Origin of the sequence: Ramlibacter agri, from assembly GCF_012927085.1 — a bacterium.
GTDB classification, from domain to species: domain Bacteria; phylum Pseudomonadota; class Gammaproteobacteria; order Burkholderiales; family Burkholderiaceae_C; genus Ramlibacter; species Ramlibacter agri.
The window spans coordinates 306,095-321,632 of the sequence record NZ_JABBFX010000001.1 but is presented as its reverse complement, the minus strand read 5'-3'; the positions used below and the strand labels follow the sequence as shown (position 1 = coordinate 321,632).

15 protein-coding genes are annotated in these 15,538 nt (G+C 68.4%); 4 read left to right on the top strand and 11 right to left on the bottom strand.

Annotated features, from left to right (window positions below):
* Positions 1–91 precede the first annotated feature (91 nt).
* Positions 92–514, bottom strand: coding sequence for a universal stress protein (locus tag HHL11_RS01595; RefSeq protein ID WP_169416633.1), 423 nt, complete (start codon positions 512–514; stop codon positions 92–94).
* A gap of 115 nt (positions 515–629) precedes the next feature.
* Between HHL11_RS01595 and HHL11_RS01590 the strand changes: the two genes are divergently transcribed.
* Positions 630–1,580 (top strand): LysR family transcriptional regulator, encoded by a 951-nt coding sequence (locus HHL11_RS01590; protein ID WP_169416632.1) that lies wholly within the window; start codon positions 630–632, stop codon positions 1,578–1,580.
* On the opposite strand, the gene HHL11_RS01585 is transcribed toward HHL11_RS01590, so the two are convergent.
* From HHL11_RS01585 to HHL11_RS01570, 4 genes are all read right to left on the bottom strand, one after another.
* A complete protein-coding gene (locus HHL11_RS01585) occupies positions 1,515–2,258 on the bottom strand; it encodes an SDR family oxidoreductase (protein WP_240979982.1) in 744 nt (247 codons plus the stop codon). The genes HHL11_RS01590 and HHL11_RS01585 overlap by 66 nt on opposite strands.
* Before the next feature lie 64 nt (positions 2,259–2,322).
* Positions 2,323–3,186, bottom strand: a complete 864-nt coding sequence (locus tag HHL11_RS01580; RefSeq protein WP_169416631.1) for a metallophosphoesterase — start codon at positions 3,184–3,186, stop codon at positions 2,323–2,325.
* Between the two features lie 16 nt (positions 3,187–3,202).
* Positions 3,203–4,171, bottom strand: coding sequence for a Bug family tripartite tricarboxylate transporter substrate binding protein (locus tag HHL11_RS01575; RefSeq protein ID WP_169416630.1), 969 nt, complete (start codon positions 4,169–4,171; stop codon positions 3,203–3,205).
* A 61-nt stretch (positions 4,172–4,232) separates the two neighbouring features.
* Positions 4,233–5,189: a LysR family transcriptional regulator gene (locus tag HHL11_RS01570; RefSeq protein WP_169416629.1), complete on the bottom strand. Its 957-nt coding sequence runs from the start codon at positions 5,187–5,189 to the stop codon at positions 4,233–4,235.
* A gap of 118 nt (positions 5,190–5,307) precedes the next feature.
* On the opposite strand from HHL11_RS01570, the gene HHL11_RS01565 reads away from it, so the two are divergent.
* Positions 5,308–5,619 carry a hypothetical protein gene (locus HHL11_RS01565; RefSeq protein ID WP_169416628.1) on the top strand — a complete coding sequence of 104 codons (312 nt, stop codon included), beginning with the start codon at positions 5,308–5,310 and terminating at the stop codon, positions 5,617–5,619.
* A 12-nt stretch (positions 5,620–5,631) separates the two neighbouring features.
* A complete protein-coding gene (locus HHL11_RS01560; protein WP_169416627.1) occupies positions 5,632–5,796 on the top strand; it encodes a hypothetical protein in 165 nt (54 codons plus the stop codon).
* A gap of 57 nt (positions 5,797–5,853) precedes the next feature.
* On the opposite strand, the gene HHL11_RS01555 is transcribed toward HHL11_RS01560, so the two are convergent.
* From HHL11_RS01555 to HHL11_RS01535, 5 genes are all read right to left on the bottom strand, one after another.
* A complete protein-coding gene (locus tag HHL11_RS01555) occupies positions 5,854–7,104 on the bottom strand; it encodes a D-alanyl-D-alanine carboxypeptidase family protein (RefSeq protein WP_240979981.1) in 1,251 nt (416 codons plus the stop codon).
* A gap of 262 nt (positions 7,105–7,366) precedes the next feature.
* Positions 7,367–9,217 carry a phosphoenolpyruvate carboxykinase (GTP) gene (locus HHL11_RS01550; protein ID WP_169416626.1) on the bottom strand — a complete coding sequence of 617 codons (1,851 nt, stop codon included), beginning with the start codon at positions 9,215–9,217 and terminating at the stop codon, positions 7,367–7,369.
* A 239-nt stretch (positions 9,218–9,456) separates the two neighbouring features.
* Positions 9,457–9,603 (bottom strand): hypothetical protein, encoded by a 147-nt coding sequence (locus HHL11_RS01545; RefSeq protein ID WP_169416625.1) that lies wholly within the window; start codon positions 9,601–9,603, stop codon positions 9,457–9,459.
* A gap of 56 nt (positions 9,604–9,659) precedes the next feature.
* Positions 9,660–10,070, bottom strand: a complete 411-nt coding sequence (locus tag HHL11_RS01540) for a PaaI family thioesterase (RefSeq protein ID WP_169416624.1) — start codon at positions 10,068–10,070, stop codon at positions 9,660–9,662.
* Positions 10,067–11,269, bottom strand: a complete 1,203-nt coding sequence (locus tag HHL11_RS01535) for a threonine ammonia-lyase (RefSeq protein WP_169416623.1) — start codon at positions 11,267–11,269, stop codon at positions 10,067–10,069. Before HHL11_RS01535 ends, HHL11_RS01540 begins: the two co-directional genes overlap by 4 nt.
* Before the next feature lie 109 nt (positions 11,270–11,378).
* Between HHL11_RS01535 and HHL11_RS01530 the strand changes: the two genes are divergently transcribed.
* Positions 11,379–13,679: an ATP-binding protein gene (locus tag HHL11_RS01530; protein ID WP_205964193.1), complete on the top strand. Its 2,301-nt coding sequence runs from the start codon at positions 11,379–11,381 to the stop codon at positions 13,677–13,679.
* A 4-nt stretch (positions 13,680–13,683) separates the two neighbouring features.
* Here the strand turns inward: HHL11_RS01530 and recQ are convergent, their stop codons facing one another.
* Positions 13,684–15,537, bottom strand: a complete 1,854-nt coding sequence (gene recQ / locus HHL11_RS01525; protein WP_169416622.1) for a DNA helicase RecQ — start codon at positions 15,535–15,537, stop codon at positions 13,684–13,686.
* Position 15,538 lies beyond the last annotated feature (1 nt).

Below are 15,538 nucleotides of genomic sequence, written 5' to 3'. Positions count from 1 at the left end.
AGGTGAATGTCCCTAGTGTCCGCGAGGCACTCTTCGCGCAGGCTTCGCTTGTGTAAAGGCCCGGTGCTTTTTGTTCTAAGGCGTAAGACGTTCAGCGGATCAACAAAACCGGCACGCCGCATTGCGCGAGCACCTGCGTGCTCACCGACCCCATCACCAGTTGCGCCAGTGACTTGTGGCCGTGGCTGCCCATGATGATCATGTCGTAGCCGCCTTCACGCGCGGCCGCGGCGATGGCGTCGCCGGCCGACCCCATCTTCCAGCTGCCCTGCGCCTCGAGGTCCTGCGCTTTCAGCGTGGCCAGGGCGGGCTGCAGCACGCGTTGTGCCTCTTCCTCGTGGTACGCCTGCACCGCGGTGGTGCCCAGGGCGGAACGCGCGTGCGGCGGCAAGGGCGGTTGCGCGTGGAACAGCGTGTAGCTGTGGCTGGCGTCGAACAGCGAGCGGTTGGCGACCACGTACTCCAGCATCTTGCGCGTGTAGTCGCTGCCGTCCACGGCGAGCAGGATCTTCATCGGAGCTCCTTATGTTGCGGTGCTGGCAGGCTGTGGGTCAGGACACTAGCACGCGGCCAGGCCGCCAAGTGCTGAGCGGGACCAGGTCCGGCGCACGGGTAACATGGACCACTGCATGCTGCAGCTCCGCCAACTGAAGACCTTCCTGGCCGCGGCCGAAACCCTGAGCTTTACCAGGGCCGCCGAACGCGTGCACCTGTCGCAACCCAGCGTGACGGAGCAGGTGCAGGCGCTGGAGCAGTTGCTGGGGCAGCCCTTGTTCATTCGCACGAACAACAAGCTGGCGCTGACCGCCGCAGGCGAACACCTGGCCGCGCGGGGGCGCGAGCTGCTGGCGCTGGCGGACGAGACGCTGGCGGCCGTGCGCGACAACACGTCTGCGGGCGCGGGAGAGGTGCGCGTGGCGGCGCCGCAGACCCTGTGCGCGGCCCTGCTGGCGCCGCTGGTCGCGGAACTGGCGGGCGAGCATCCGGCCGCGTGCGTCATCTTGCTGGAGTGCGACTCCCGCGCGACCGAGCAGGCCGTCCTGGAGGGCCGAGCGGACTTCGGCCTGCTGCACGGCTGGCCGGTCAGCAGCGAGCTGCAGGCGCAGGAGCTCTTGCGAGACCAGCCGGTGGCCTTGCTGGCCGCGGGGCACCCGCTCGCCGGCGAGAGCGAGCTGGACGCCGAGGCGCTGGTCGCGTTCCCCGTCTTGCTGACGCCGCCCGGTTGCCGCTACCGCGCTTACGCCGAGACCTTGCTGCTGGGCGCGCGCGTCCGCCCGCAGATCGCCGGCGAGGCCGGTGACGTGTACAGCTTGGCGCGCATGGTGGCGGCGGGCGCCGGCGTCGCCGTGCTTCCGCGGCTGGCGGTGCAGGCAGCCGCGGCGTCGCTTGACGTCGAAGCGCGCGCCTTGCGCGGTGCCGAGGCCGGCCTGGCCATCTGCCTGGTCTCGTCGCCGCGGCGGGCGCTGCGTCCCGCTGCGGCCGCCTTCGCGCGCATGGTGCGCGCCGCGGCTGCGTCAGACGAGCCGATGCCCACCCTCGACGTGCAGCACCGTGCCGGTGGTGTAGCCATTCGCCAATAGGAACAGGATCGCGTGCGCGATGTCCGCCGCCGTGCCGATGCGTCCGACCGGCAGGCGTTCCGCCATCGCCGCGAGCATCTTCTCGCTTTCCGCGCCGGCTACGTCCTGCCAGATGGGCGTGCGTACCCAGCCCGGCGACACCGCATTGACGCGCAGCGGCGCCAGCTCCACTGCCATCGCGCGCACTACACCTTCCAGCGCGGAGTTGATCGCCGCCACGGCCACGCCGCGCGGCCGCGGTCGGTAGGCCGCGATCCCCGAGGTGAGCGTGAGCGAACCGCCGGCCGCCAGCCGCGGCGCGCCGTGCTTGGCCAGCAGGATGGGCGCGACCACCTTGGAGCGGATCGCCCGGTCGATCGCTTCCAGCTCCAGCGCCGGCAGCAATTCGTAGGAGCCACGCACGTCCGCTGCCGTGCAGACGATGTCGTGGAGCGGTCCACAGCTGGCGAAGAGCCGTTGTACCTCGTCTTCCTGCGTGACGTCGGCCACGTGGGCGGACACCTTGCCGGCGCTGCCCAGCCGAGAGATTGCAACATCCAGCTTGTCGCGCGAGCGGCCGGCGACCAGCACCTCGCAATTGCGCCTGAGCAATTCCTCGCACAGGGCCAGGCCCATGCCGGAGTTGCCGCCCACCACCAGGATTCTTCGTCCTGCCAGTTCCTTGTCCATTGCTTGCATCCAGAAAGTCCTTGAAAGGCGCGGATGCTGAAGGCGGCGGCGCCGATGCGCCAGCAGGAAGTGGCTATGGACGGATCGGCGCTTCCTGGTGAGGGGTGCGGGGCCGCGCGGGATCCACCTCGATGCACAGCGCCGGGTGGAAGCCCTCCTGCTCGCCCTTCTGCGCGTAGCCCAGCGGGTTGGCGACGACGCGGCAGCCCTCCACCCTGTAGTCGTGCGGGCAGTGCAGGTGGCCGTGCACCCAGAGGTCGGCACGCGGGATCAGGTCGTCCATCGAATTGCAGAAGCCCGCCGTGCCAGGCGTCATCCCGTAGCGCGGGTCGGCACTGCGCAGGCTGGGTGCGAAGTGGGTCACGACCACCGTCGGCCCCGCGAATGAACGCGCCAGCGCTTCGCGCAACCAGGCTTCGCAGGCCAGCGCCTGTTCGCGCCAGCCTTCGGCCAGCCAGGGCTGGCCATGGCGCTGGGCCGCGGCCTTCTCCAGGTAATAGTTGGCGGCGCGGAAGGCCTTGTTGCGTGCCTTCAGCAACTGCGGCAGCGTGGGCTCGGGCTTGCCCGGGGCGAGCAGCAGCGCGTCGAAGTCCGCCCACAAGGTGGTGCCGACGAAGCGCACGCCGTGCAGCACCTTCTCTTCGCGCTCGAGCCAGGTGATGCCCAGGCGCTCGCAGGTGCTGCGCAAACGCGCATGCGTCTCGTCGAAGTCGAGGTTGTCGTACTCGTGGTTGCCCGGCACATAGAGCACCGGCACCGGCCAGCCGTGGCGCGGCGAGAAGCGGGCCAGGCCGAAGTCTTCGTCCAGCAGGCCCGAGCCGCGCTGGTAGGACCCGATGTCGCCTGCCAGCACCAGCAAGTCGGCGCCGGGAGCGGGGCGCGGGTGGTAGCCGGGATGCGACTCCAGGTGCAGGTCCGACATCAGCTGGAATTTCACCCCGCCATTGTCACGCCTACAGCTTCACGCCAGCGCCCTTCACCGTCGGCGACAGCTGCGCCACCTGTTCCTTGACGAAGGCGGCGAAGGCCGGCTGGCTCACCGGCGAGGTGGTGATGCCCAGGTCCACCATGCGCTTCTTGAAATCGGCCGAGGCCAGCACTTCGTTGGTCGCCGTATTGAGCCGAGCGACCACATCGGCCGGCATCTTCGGTGGACCGGACAGGCCGAAGAAGTTGTCCAGCACCAGCTGGCGATGGCCGCTCTCCACGACGCTCGGCACATCGGGCACCAGCGGCGAACGATTGGCGGAGGTCACCGCCAGCGGCACCAGCTGGCCGGCCTTGAAGTACTGCACGAAGGCCGTCACCACATCGATGCCCACCGGCACGACGCCGGCGATCAGGTCCGTCGTCATGGGCGCGCCGCCGCGGTAAGGCACGTGCACCATGTTGATGCCGAGGTTGGCCTTCATCAGCTCGCCGTAGATGTGGCCGATGGACGCCGGGCCGCCGGAGCCGAAGTCCATGCGCCCGGCCTTCTTCGCCGCGGCTTCCAGGTCGGTGAGGGTCTTGAAGCCGGTCTTGGGATTCGCCATCACGACGCAGGGCGCGGAGCCGATCAGCGCGATGTGCGTGAAGCCTTCCACCGGGTCATAAGGCTGCTTGTCCAGCGCGAAGGGGCCGATCGAGATCGGCGTGGAGTTGGACAGCATCAGCGTGTAGCCATCGGGCGCGGCCTGGTGCACGACCAGCCCGCCGACGCTGCCACCGGCGCCGGGGCGGTTGTCGATGACGATGGCCTGGCCCAGCTTGCCGGCCAGTTGCTCGCCCAGCTGGCGCGCGACGATGTCGCTGGCGCCGCCCGGCGGGAAGGTGACGACGACCTTGATCGGCCGCTCGGGCCAGGCCGCGAAGACGGGCAGGGTGGCCGCGGCGGCGCTGCCGGCCATGGCACGCAGGATGGTTCGGCGGGATGTGGACATGCGTAGGGCCTCCTGCGGACCAGCGTACGCAAGCCCCGTGCCGCCGTCCATGTCCCGCGCCCTAGGAGAACGCCTCCTTCGCCGCCGCGTCCAGCGCCACCCGCAGCCAGGCGTGGTCGCTGCGCTGGCCCATGCGGCGGATCCACAGCGCGTCGACGTGCACCGGCGCCACTTCGAAAGGCAGTTCGCGCAGCGCGAACTGATCGGCGCGGCCCGTGGCCTCCACGAAGTGCCGCGGCAGCACGGTGAGCAGGTCGGAGTTCACCACCACCCGGCCGGCCGTGAAGAACTGGTTGACCGTCAGCACGACCCGCCGCGTCTCGTTCAGTGACGCGAGTGCCTCGTCCATGAACCCGAAGGGGCGTCCCGAAAAGCTCACCAGCATGTGGCGCGCGGACAGATAGCGCTTCAAGGTCATCGGCCCGCTCGCCAGCGGGTGGTCCTTGCGCATCACGCAGACGTACTCGCCCTCATACAGGCGCTGGTGATCGAAGGCGGGGATGCTGCCGGCTTGCGCCTGCGCAGTGAGGTCGGCCAGCACCGCGGGGAAGAAGCCCACGGCGACGTCGATCTGGCCTTCGTCCAGCAGCCGCCGCGGGTCGCGCGTGGTGAGCGGCACCGTCCGCATCGAGACGCCCGGGGCGTCGCGTTCCAGGATCTCCACCAGGCCCGGCATCAGCATCGCCGCTGTAGCGTCGGCCATGGCAAGGGTGAAGGTGTTGGTGGCCGTCGAGGCCTGGAAATCGCCCGGCGTGATGGCGCTTTCCAGTTGCCGCAAGGCGTCCGCGATGGCGGGCCACAGCGCCAGCGCCCGCGGAGTGGGCTCGACGCCGTAGCCGCTGCGGGTGACCAGGCGGTCGCCCAGGCCCTCGCGCAGCCGGTTCAGGGCGTTGCTGACCGCCGGCTGGGTCATGGCCAGGTTGCGGGCGGCGCGGGTCAGGTTGCGCTCGGCCATCACCTGGTCGAAGACCCGCAGCAGGTTCAGGTCGAGGGTGCGGAAGTTGGGTGTTACAGACATACGATTAGTGAATGATACGTATCACTAATCTAAAGTAGCTAAATATCAGGGTAGACCCTAGTATTCATCCCACGCACCCGGCAATTCCGCCACAAGCGTAGTCAAAAGGGGAAGAGTCATGGCAGGTTTCATCCAAATCGAACAATCCAGCGTCGGCGTCGAGCGCATGATCCGCAAGACGGCTGGCGCCCAAGCCGCCGGCAACCTGGTGGCCAACATCATCGTCGGCGCCCTGGCCCTGGTTGGCCAGCCCGTCACCCGCGCCGTCGCCAAGATCGGCGCCGTGCTGGAAGCCCAAGCCGCTGCCCACAAGCAGCGCCGTGAAGACGAGCGCCTCTGGTCCGTCGCCCTGCAGGACGCCCGCGTGATGGCCGACCTGAGCCGCGCGATGAGCCAGTCCGCCGAGCGCGACCTGCGCAACTTCTACTGAAGCGAGGCGACTGTGAGCCTGCTTGCACCGGCGACCTGGGTCGGCCCGCTGTTCCGGCTGATCCCGCCGCCGCTGCTGCGCCGGCTCGATGCCTGGTCGCACCGCCGCGCCGTGCAAAGGCAGCTGCAGCGCCAGGAAGCCTGGCTGCGCCGGCGCTCCAGCGGGCAGGCCTCCTGAGTCCGTCCTGAAAAGTTTCGCCGAAGGCCCCAGTCCTGGACTGGGGCCTTTTTGTTTTTACTTGCCGAACAGCTTGGCCACGTGCTGCCAGGCGCGCAGCATGAAGCCCGCGCGTTCCACGTCGGCCTGCGCCACCAGCGGCGCTTCGCCCACCGGCTTGCCGTTGGAGGTTGCCACCACCTTGCCGACCACGGCGCCCTTGGCGACCGGCGCTTCCAGCGCAGGATTGAGCTGCACCGCGGTCTGCACCTGCTGGCCGCGCGGCACGGTCAGGGACCAGGGCGAGCCCAGGCCCGCGGCCACGGTGTCGGCCTTGCCGAAGCTGACCTTGGCCGTCCCCACCACCGTGTTCGGCTGGATGGGGGTCGCCTTCTCGAAGTTGCTGTAACCCCAGCCGAGCAGCGTGCGGGTTTCATCGGCACGCGCCTGGGCGCTGTTGGTGTTCAGGATGACCGTGATCAGGCGCATCCCGTTGCGCTTGGACGAAGTGACCAGGCAGTAGCCCGCCGCTTCGGTGTGGCCGGTCTTCAGGCCATCGACCGTGGGGTCGGTATAGAGCAGCGCGTTGCGGTTGCCCTGCTTGATGCCGTTGTACTTGAACTCGCGTTCCGCGTAGATCGGGTAGTAGTCGGCGCTGTCCTTGATGATCGCGCGGGCCAGGATGGCGAGGTCTCGCGCCGAGGACTTGTGCTCGGGGTCGGGCAGGCCGGTGGCGTTGACGAAGTGCGTGTGCGTCATGCCCAGGCGCTGGGCCTCGGCGTTCATCAGCTTGGCGAAGCCCTCTTCGGAGCCGGCCATGTGCTCGGCGATCGCCTTGGACGCGTCGTTGCCCGACTGGATGATGATGCCGCGCAGCAGGTCGATCACCGTCGCCTGGCCGTTCAGCGGCAGGTACATGCACGACTCGGTGCTGGAGCCGCGGCACCAGGCGTTCTGGCTGACGGTGACCAGGTCGTCCTTCTTGAGCTTGCCCGAGCGCAGCGCCTGTTCGACCAGGAAGCTGGTCATCATCTTGGTCAGCGAGGCCGGCGGCAGCGGCTCGTCGGCGTTGGCCGAGGCGAGCACCTGGCCGGAGTCGAAATCCATCAGCAGCCAGGCCTTGGCGGGCAGCGAGGGCGCGCCGCCGGCCACGGCGGTCTGTCCGGGGGCGGACGGCGCCGCGGGCGCTTCGGCCGCGGCCTTCTTGTGGGCGGCCTTGGCCGGGTGGTGCGGGGCGGCGAAGGACGCCGCGCTGGGAAGCAGGGTGCCCGCTGCGATGGCGACGACGAGCGGGGCGAGGAAGAAACTCTTGGTGGGCATGGCGTTCATGGGCAGAGGGAACATTGTGGCGGATCAGCGTCGCGCGTGGTCCGCGGCGGCTACACCTGCTTGCATCCGCGCTGAGCGACGGCTGGTTTCGCTGCCCATGCATGAGCCAGATCCCTCGCTGAAGTTCCGCGCGGCCATTGCAAACCGCTGCTGCTGGACATCGGCATGCCGGGCATGAACGGCCTGGAGGGGGCCGCGGCGCACGCGCGGCATTGAAAGAAAAAAGGCCACCTGCGGTGGCCTTTTTCAAGTGCTGCGGGGATCAGGCCGCCAGGCGCTTCTCGATCTGCGCCTTGTGCGCCGTCAGTTCCTTCGGCAGGTTGTGCGCCAGCTGCTGGAACAGCTCCTGGTGCAGGTCCAGTTCCTTGCGGAAGTCGGCGAGGTCGATGCCGATCACCTTGGCGAACTGCTCCTTGCTGAAGTTCAGGCCTTCCCAGTTCAGCTCGCCATAGCTCGGGCTGACACCGAAGACGTGCTTCTCGCCCTGGGCCGAGCCTTCGATGCGGTCGATCATCCACTTCAGGACGCGCATGTTCTCGCCGTAGCCGGGCCACACGAACTTGCCGTCGTCGCCCTTGCGGAACCAGTTGGTCGTGTAGATCTTCGGCAGCTTGGCGCCGGACGCCTGCAGCTTGGCGCCCAGGTTCAGCCAGTGCTGGAAGTAGTCGCTCATGTTGTAGCCGGTGAAGGGCAGCATGGCGAACGGGTCACGGCGCACCACGCCTTGCTGGCCGGCGGCCGCGGCGGTGGTCTCGGAGCCCATGGTGGCAGCCATGTACACGCCTTCCACCCAGTCCTGCGCCTCGGTCACCAGCGGCACGGTCGTCGAGCGGCGGCCGCCGAAGATGAAGGCGTCGATCGCCACGCCCTTCGGGTCGTCCCAGGCGTCGTCCAGCGCGGGGTTGTTGATGGCGGACACGGTGAACCGCGCGTTCGGGTGGGCGGCCTTGGCGCCGGTTTCCTTGGCGATCTGCGGCGTCCAGTCCTTGCCCTGCCAGTCGACCAGGTGCGCGGGCGCGTCGCCCATGCCTTCCCACCACACGTCGCCGTCGTCCGTCAGCGCCACGTTCGTGAAGATGACGTTCTTGTCCAGGCTGGCCATGCAGTTGGGGTTGGTCAGCGTGTTGGTGCCGGGGGCGACGCCGAAGTAGCCCGCTTCCGGGTTGATGGCGTACAGGCGGCCGTCGGCGCCCGGCTTGATCCAGGCGATGTCGTCACCGATGGTCGTGACCTTCCAGCCCTGGAAGCCCTGGGGCGGGATCAGCATGGCGAAGTTGGTCTTGCCGCAGGCGGACGGAAAGGCCGCGGCGACGTGGTACTTCTTGCCGTCCGGCTTGGTCACGCCCAGGATCAGCATGTGCTCGGCCAGCCAGCCCTGGTCGCGGCCCATGGTGGAGGCGATGCGCAGCGCGAAGCACTTCTTGCCCAGGAGGGCGTTGCCGCCGTAGCCGGAGCCATAGGACCAGATCTCGCGCGTCTCGGGGTAGTGCACGATGTACTTGGTCTTGTTGCAGGGCCAGGACACGTCCTTCTGGCCAGCCTGCAGCGGCGCGCCGACGGTGTGCACGCAGGGCACGAACTCGCCGTCCACGCCCAGCACGTCGTACACGGCCTTGCCCATGCGGGTCATGATGCGCATGTTCACGGCGACGTACGGGCTGTCGGACAGCTCGATGCCGATGTGGGCGATGGGCGAGCCGAGCGGGCCCATGGAGAAGGGCACGACGTACATCGTGCGGCCCTTCATGCAGCCGTCGAACAGGGGCTGCAGGGTGGCGCGCATTTCATTGGGCGCCATCCAGTTGTTGGTCGGGCCGGCGTCTTCCTTCTTCTGCGAGCAGATGAAGGTGCGGTCTTCCACGCGGGCGACGTCGGTCGGGTCCGACCAGGCCAGGTAGGAGCCGGGGCGCTTGGCGGCGTTCAGCTTCTTGAAGGTGCCGGCGTCGACCAGCTGCTGGCACAGGCGGTCGTATTCCTCCTGGCTGCCGTCGCACCAGTACACCTGGTCCGGCTTGCACAGGGCGACCATGTCGGCCACCCAGGCGATCAGCTTGGCGTTCTTGACGAAGGCGGGCGCCTTCACGTTCAGGCCCTGCATGACGGGAGAGTTCATGGGCAAAAAGCTCCTAGTTTGAAAACGTGTTTTCAAAAGGGAGCCGTGGCACGGGGCGCCCTTTTGAAAGCAGGCTTGGCTGGAACGCTTATTTTAGGAAGGACACCTGCTGGGCCAAGGCGATTCCATGCAAAAGAAGCATGACCTTATGCATACACCCTGGCCGAGCCGAAAAAGGCGATGCCCCCGGGCCTGGCGGCACCGGGGGCATCCGGGTAACTCTGGAAGCGCTTTGCGCGTCAGGCCATGTAGATGGCGATGAACGCCAGCAGGAACATCAGCACGCCGCCGACCAGCGGCAGCACGATCGGGATCACGGGCACCACCGCTTCCACGGCGTCTTGCGGCTCGAACTCGTTGTGCGGCTCATGGGGGCTGCTGGACATGGTCACCTCTGTTCTTGGGTTGGAACTTATTTTAGCAAGCGGCCATGTGAATTCCGTCACAGCAGTGCGTAAGTGGTGCTGGCGCGGCAGACGCTCTTGCCGTCCTCGGCGCCGCGGATGTCGATTTCGCCGAAGGCCAGGGTCTTGCCGCTGCGCAGCACCCGCGCCTGCACCAGCGCATCCTGGCCGGACAGCGGCTTGAGGAAGCTGGTGTTCATCTGCACGGTGGTGCAGGGCCGGAAGGCGCCGGACTGCGCGATGAGGGCCATCACCATCGCCGTATCGGCCGCGGCCATCATGGCCTGGCCGCACAGCATGCCGCCGTGGCGCGCCAGCTGCGCGTTCTGCGGCAGCCGCAAGGTGACGCTGTCCGCGTCCACGTTCTCTGCCTTCAGGCCGAGCGCCTGCACCCAGGGCGCGAAGTACTCGGCCAGCGCCGCATCGAGCGTGTGCGTATCCACCGTCATCGCTGTTCCTCCGCCTCGAAGCCGGCGGCGCGCAGGGCCTGCAGCACCGCCTCGATGTGCGAGCGGCCGCGGGTCTGCAGCACGAACTCGATCTCCACGTTCTGCGCCGCCAGCGCGGTGAAGGCGCGCTGGTGATGCACTTCGTCGATGTTGGCGCCGGCCTCGCCGACCACCGCCGTGATGCGCGCGAGCGAGCCGGGCACGTCGCGCGCGCACACGCGCACGCGCGTCAACCGCCCGGCGCGCACCAGGCCGCGCTGGATGATGGCCGCGAGGAGCATGGGGTCGATGTTGCCGCCGCCGAGCACCAGCCCGACCTTCCGGCCGGCAAAGCGCGCCGGCTCCTTCATCAGCGCGGCCAGCGGTGCCGCGCCGGCGCCTTCGACCAGCGTCTTCTCGATGTCCAGCAAGGTCACGATGGCGGCCTCGAGGTCTCCCTCGTCGACCAGCACCAGGTCATCGACGTAGCGCTCCACCAGTTGGTGCGTCAGGGTGCCCGGCCGACCGACGGCAATGCCCTCGGCAATGGTCGAGGCACCCTGCGGCAGCATGGAGTGCTTGACGGCGTTGAACATGTTGGGAAAGCGCAGTGCCTGCACGCCGACCACCTGGATCGATGGCTTCAACGCCTTGGCCGCTGCGGCGACGCCGGCGATCAGGCCGCCGCCGCCGACCGCCACCACCAGCATGTCCAGCTGCGGCACGGCCTCCATCATTTCGATGCCTACCGTGCCCTGGCCGGCGATGATGTCCGCGTCGTCGTAAGGGTGCACGAAGGTGAGGTCCTGCTCCTGCGCGAGCGTCCGCGCATGGGTGCTGGCTTCCTCCAGCGTGTCGCCGTGCAGCACGACCTCCGCGCCGAAGCTGCGGGTGCGTTCCACCTTCACGCCCGGGGTGAAGCGCGGCATCACGATCACGGCCCGCAGCCCGAGCCGCTGTGCGTGGTAAGCCACGCCCTGGGCATGGTTGCCGGCGCTCATGGCGATGACGCCCCGCCGCCTTTCCTCATCGCTGAGCTGGGCCAGCTTGTTGCAGGCGCCCCGCTCCTTGAAGGAGGCGGTGAACTGCAGGTTCTCGAACTTCAGGAACACCTGGCAGCCGGCGATTTCCGACAGCGTCTTCGATTCCACGCAGGGGGTGTTCAGCACCTGCCCTTGGAGGCGGACGGCGGCTTGGCGGATTTCCGGAAGTCCCAGCATGTCCCCATTCTGCACGGAGGCCCGGCCCGCCGTGCGGCGCCCACCGGCGGCGTCTTCCATGTAGCATCGACCCGCGTTATCGTTGCGCCACCACCCGGAGGGAGGTTCATTGGCCAAGCGTTCGCTCGATGTGCAGCTGCTGCCCTCACCGGGTCTCAAGGACGCGCCGGTGCTGGACCTGATGTGCTCGCACTTCGTGCTGACGCTCGCCGCCAAGCAGGGCGCCAAGTTCAATGTGCGCCGCGACCTCAATGGCCTGCTGTCGCTGGCCGGCCGCCACCTGGTGTGGCCGGCGCCTTCGCTGGAGCGCCTGCGCGAATTCCTCGGCCGGCGTTGCAGGGACAACGAGTTCTGGCGGGGCCACGAGTCGCTGGCCATCCGCGAATTCCTGGACCGGCACGGCGTCTGGCGCGGGCCTTACGAAGAAGGCACGCTGTTCTTCTACCTGGACGAATACGCCAAGGACCAGCCCAAGGACCTGCTGTCGGTGCTCACCGTCACCGGCGAGTGGCTGACGCACGCGCTCAAGAAGCACTCCACCCTGGTGGAGAAGAACATCGACGCGCTGGCCAACCTGCTGCAGTTGAACAAGGCGGAGCGCGCGCTGCTGCTCTATGGAACCCTGGCGCGCTACCAGCGCGACCTGCGCAGCCTGCTGGTCGAATTCAAGGTGAACAACGCGCCTGAGGCTTATGCGGCCATCGCGGAGGTCGCCGGCGTCAACGCCGCCGAAGTGGGCGAAGCGTTGCGCGCCGGCTCGCGCCTGGAGCGCATCGGCCTCGTCGAGAACCTGATCTCCGAACACAACATCACCGACCTCGCGGACCTGATGAAGGTCAGCGAAAAGCTGCCGCCGGTGCTGATGCGCGAATACCGCGACCAGAGCGAACTGATGGCGGTGTTCACGCGGCCTTCGGCCAAGAGCGAGCTGACGCTGTCCGACTTCTCCTTCGTGGACGAAGACGGCCGCATGCTGCGCTCGCTGCTGCGCAACGCCGTGGCGCGCAAGGAGCCGGGCGTCAACGTGCTGCTGTATGGCCCGCCCGGCACCGGCAAGACCGAGCTGGCCAAGGTGGTGGCGCAGGCCGCGGGGCTGGAGCTGTTCGAGGTGGAATACGCGGACCGCGATGGCAACTCCCTGAGCGGCCGCGACCGCTACCGCTCGCTGCAGATCGCGCAGGTGTTCCTGAAAGGCAGCGCGCAGGCCGCGCTGCTGTTCGACGAAGTCGAGGATGTCTTCCCGCCGATCTCCAACGAGGCGGCGCAGATGATGGCGCGCGCCGAACAGGTGGTGGCGCCGCCTTCGGGCAGCGTGAGCGGCAAGGCCTGGGTCAACCAGATCCTGGAGTCGAACCCGGTGCCGACCATCTGGGTCACCAACCGCATCGAGCAGATCGACCCCGCCTTCCGGCGCCGCTTCGCCTACCACCTGGAGCTGAAGTCGCCGCCGCCCGGCGCGCGCGAAGGCCTGGTGCGCAAGACGCTGGATGGCGTGCAGGTGTCGGAAGCCTTCGTCGCGCGGCTCACAGAGCGCAAGGGCCTGACGCCGGCGCAGATCCGCACGGCGGTGCGCTTCGCCGGCCTGGCGGGCGAGCAAGGCGCGACGGCGGAGGCCTTGATCGATCGGCAACTGCGCAACGCCGATCAGGCCCTGGGCAACCGCAGCGGCGAAAGCGGCACGCGCCGCTGCGTCACGACCTATGACCTCGCGATGCTGAACGTGGAGTCGCGCTTCGAGGTGCCGCGCATCGTCGAGGCGCTGAAGGCGCGCGGCCACGGCACCTTGTGCTTCTATGGCGCGCCCGGCACCGGCAAGACGGCGCTGGCCGAACACATCGCCCGCGCGCTCGACAAGCCGCTGCTGGTGAAGCAGGCCAGCGACCTCATGAGCAAGTTCGTCGGCGAGACCGAACAGAACATGGCCGCCATGTTCCGCGAAGCCGAGAGCGAGCAGGCCGTGCTGCTGCTGGACGAAGCGGATTCCTTCCTGCAGGACCGGCGCGGCGCCCAGCGCACCTACGAGGTGACCGAGGTCAACGAGATGCTGCAGGGCATGGAGCGCTTCGCCGGCATCTTCGTCTGCACCACCAACCTGATGGACCGCATCGACCAGGCCGCGCTGCGGCGCTTCGCCTTCAAGATCAAGTTCAAGGCACTGACGGCGGTCCAGCGCGAGAAGATGTTCGTCACCGAGGCGATGGGCGGCGATGCGTCGCTGCTGCTACCCGCGCTGTCCGCGCGCCTGGCCAGGCTGGACCAGCTGGCGCCCGGCGACTTCGCGGCGGTGAAGCGGCAGGTGGAGATCCTGGCGACGGCCTTCACGCCCGAGGAATTCATGGAGCAGCTGGAGTCCGAGCACCGCATCAAGCCCGAAGTGCGCGAGGCGCGCAGCATCGGGTTCGTGCAATGACAACTCAGGCCAGCGCCTGCAGCACGTCCAGCACCTGCGTCCCATAGCTGTCCAGCTTTTTCGCCCCGATCCCGCTCACTTCCATCAGGTCGTCCAGCGAACCTGGATTCAGCGCCGCGATCGCCGCCAGCGTGGCGTCCGGGAAGATGATGTACGCCGGCAGGTTGTGCGCCTTCGCCACTTCCGCGCGCCACGTCTTCAGCGCCGTGAAGCGCTGCTGGCCCGGGCCGCTGAGGCCGGCCGCCACGGCCACCGCGGCGGGCGTCTTGCCGCCCCGGCTGCGCGAGCGGGACGCCGGCTGGTTGATCGACTCGCGCAGCAGCACCTGGCGCTCGCCCTTCAGCACCGAGCGGGATTCCGCCGTGAGGTGCAGCGTGTTGAAGGCGGACGCGTCCACCGCCAGCGTGCCGGTGGCTATGAGCTGCCGCAGCACGCCGCGCAGCTGCTGCTCGCTGAAGGCCGCGCCGATGCCGAAGGTGGACAGCTTCTGGTGCCCGCGCTGGGTCACCTTCTCGGTCTCCTTGCCGCGCAGGATGTCCATGACGTGGCCGGCGCCGAAGCTGATGCCGCTGGCCTGCTGCACGCGGTAGACGGTGGACAGCAGCATGCGCGCCGCTTCCGTGCCGTCCCACATGTCGGGCGGGTTCAGGCAGTTGTCGCAGTTGCCGCAGGGCTCGGACGCCTCGCCGAAATAGGACAGCAGGCGGACCCGCCGGCAATCGGTGGCCTCGGCCAGCGCCAGCAATGCATCGAGCTTGCCGCGCAGCACCTGCTTGAATTCCTCCGCCGCGGGGCTCTCGTCGATCATGCGGCGCTGGTTGACGACGTCCTGCAGGCCGTAGGCCATCCAGGCGTCGGACGGCAGGCCGTCGCGGCCGGCGCGGCCCGTTTCCTGGTAGTAGCCCTCGATGTTCTTCGGCAGGTCCAGGTGGGCGACGAAGCGCACGTCCGGCTTGTCGATGCCCATGCCGAAGGCGATGGTGGCCGTCATCACCACGCCCTCGTCGCGCAGGAAGCGGTCCTGGTGCTTTTGCCGCACCTCGGAGTCGAGGCCCGCGTGATAGGGCAAGGCGTCCATGCCTTCCCGGCACAGCAGCTCGGCGATCTCCTCCACCCGCTTGCGCGACTGGCAGTAGACGATGCCCGCTTCGCCGGCGTGCTCGCGCTCGATGAAGCGCAGCAGCTGCTGGGTGGCGTCCTTCTTCTCCGCGATGGAGTAGCGGATGTTGGGGCGGTCGAAGCTGCTGACGAACTGCTGCGCCTCGTCCAGCTGCAGGTGCTGCACGATGTCGGCGCGGGTGGTGTCGTCCGCCGTGGCCGTCAGCGCGATGCGCGGCACGCCGGGATAGCGCTCGTGGAAGACGGCCAGCGCCCGGTACTCCGGCCGGAAATCGTGGCCCCACTGGCTGACGCAATGCGCCTCGTCGATGGCGAACAGGGCCAGCTGGCGCTTCTGGTACAGGCCGTCCAGCAGCGACAGGAAGCGCGGCGTGGCCACCCGTTCGGGCGCGGCGTACAGCAGCGTCAGTTCGCCGCGCAGCAGCTGCCTTTCGACCGCGTTGGCCTCCTCGCCGCTCAGCGTGGAATTGAGGAAGGCGGCCTTCACGCCCACCTCGTGCAGCGCCCCCACCTGGTCGTGCATCAGCGCGATGAGGGGCGACACCACGATGCTGACACCCTGGCCGGCCTGCTGCCGCGCCAGGGCCGGCACCTGGTAGCACAGCGATTTGCCGCCGCCGGTGGGCATGAGCACCAGGGCGTCGCCGCCGGCGACGACGTGGTCGACGATCTGCGCCTGGGCCCCGCGGAAGGCGGTGTAGCCGAAGACGTCCTTGAGGATGGTGAGCGGGATGGACAAG

What these genes read in the sequence shown, in the direction of transcription:
- HHL11_RS01550 (WP_169416626.1), bottom strand. Translation starts at nt 9,217, where the DNA reads ATGAACTCTCCCGTCATGCAGGGCCTGAACGTGAAGGCGCCCGCCTTC.
- HHL11_RS01555 (WP_240979981.1), bottom strand. Translation starts at nt 7,104, where the DNA reads ATGAACGCCATGCCCACCAAGAGTTTCTTCCTCGCCCCGCTCGTCGTC.
- HHL11_RS01570 (WP_169416629.1), bottom strand. Translation starts at nt 5,189, where the DNA reads ATGTCTGTAACACCCAACTTCCGCACCCTCGACCTGAACCTGCTGCGG.
- HHL11_RS01575 (WP_169416630.1), bottom strand. Translation starts at nt 4,171, where the DNA reads ATGTCCACATCCCGCCGAACCATCCTGCGTGCCATGGCCGGCAGCGCC.
- HHL11_RS01585 (WP_240979982.1), bottom strand. Translation starts at nt 2,258, where the DNA reads ATGCAAGCAATGGACAAGGAACTGGCAGGACGAAGAATCCTGGTGGTG.
- HHL11_RS01540 (WP_169416624.1), bottom strand. Translation starts at nt 10,070, where the DNA reads ATGACGGTGGATACGCACACGCTCGATGCGGCGCTGGCCGAGTACTTC.
- HHL11_RS01590 (WP_169416632.1), top strand. Translation starts at nt 630, where the DNA reads ATGCTGCAGCTCCGCCAACTGAAGACCTTCCTGGCCGCGGCCGAAACC.
- HHL11_RS01545 (WP_169416625.1), bottom strand. Translation starts at nt 9,603, where the DNA reads ATGTCCAGCAGCCCCCATGAGCCGCACAACGAGTTCGAGCCGCAAGAC.
- HHL11_RS01595 (WP_169416633.1), bottom strand. Translation starts at nt 514, where the DNA reads ATGAAGATCCTGCTCGCCGTGGACGGCAGCGACTACACGCGCAAGATG.
- HHL11_RS01535 (WP_169416623.1), bottom strand. Translation starts at nt 11,269, where the DNA reads ATGCTGGGACTTCCGGAAATCCGCCAAGCCGCCGTCCGCCTCCAAGGG.
- HHL11_RS01565 (WP_169416628.1), top strand. Translation starts at nt 5,308, where the DNA reads ATGGCAGGTTTCATCCAAATCGAACAATCCAGCGTCGGCGTCGAGCGC.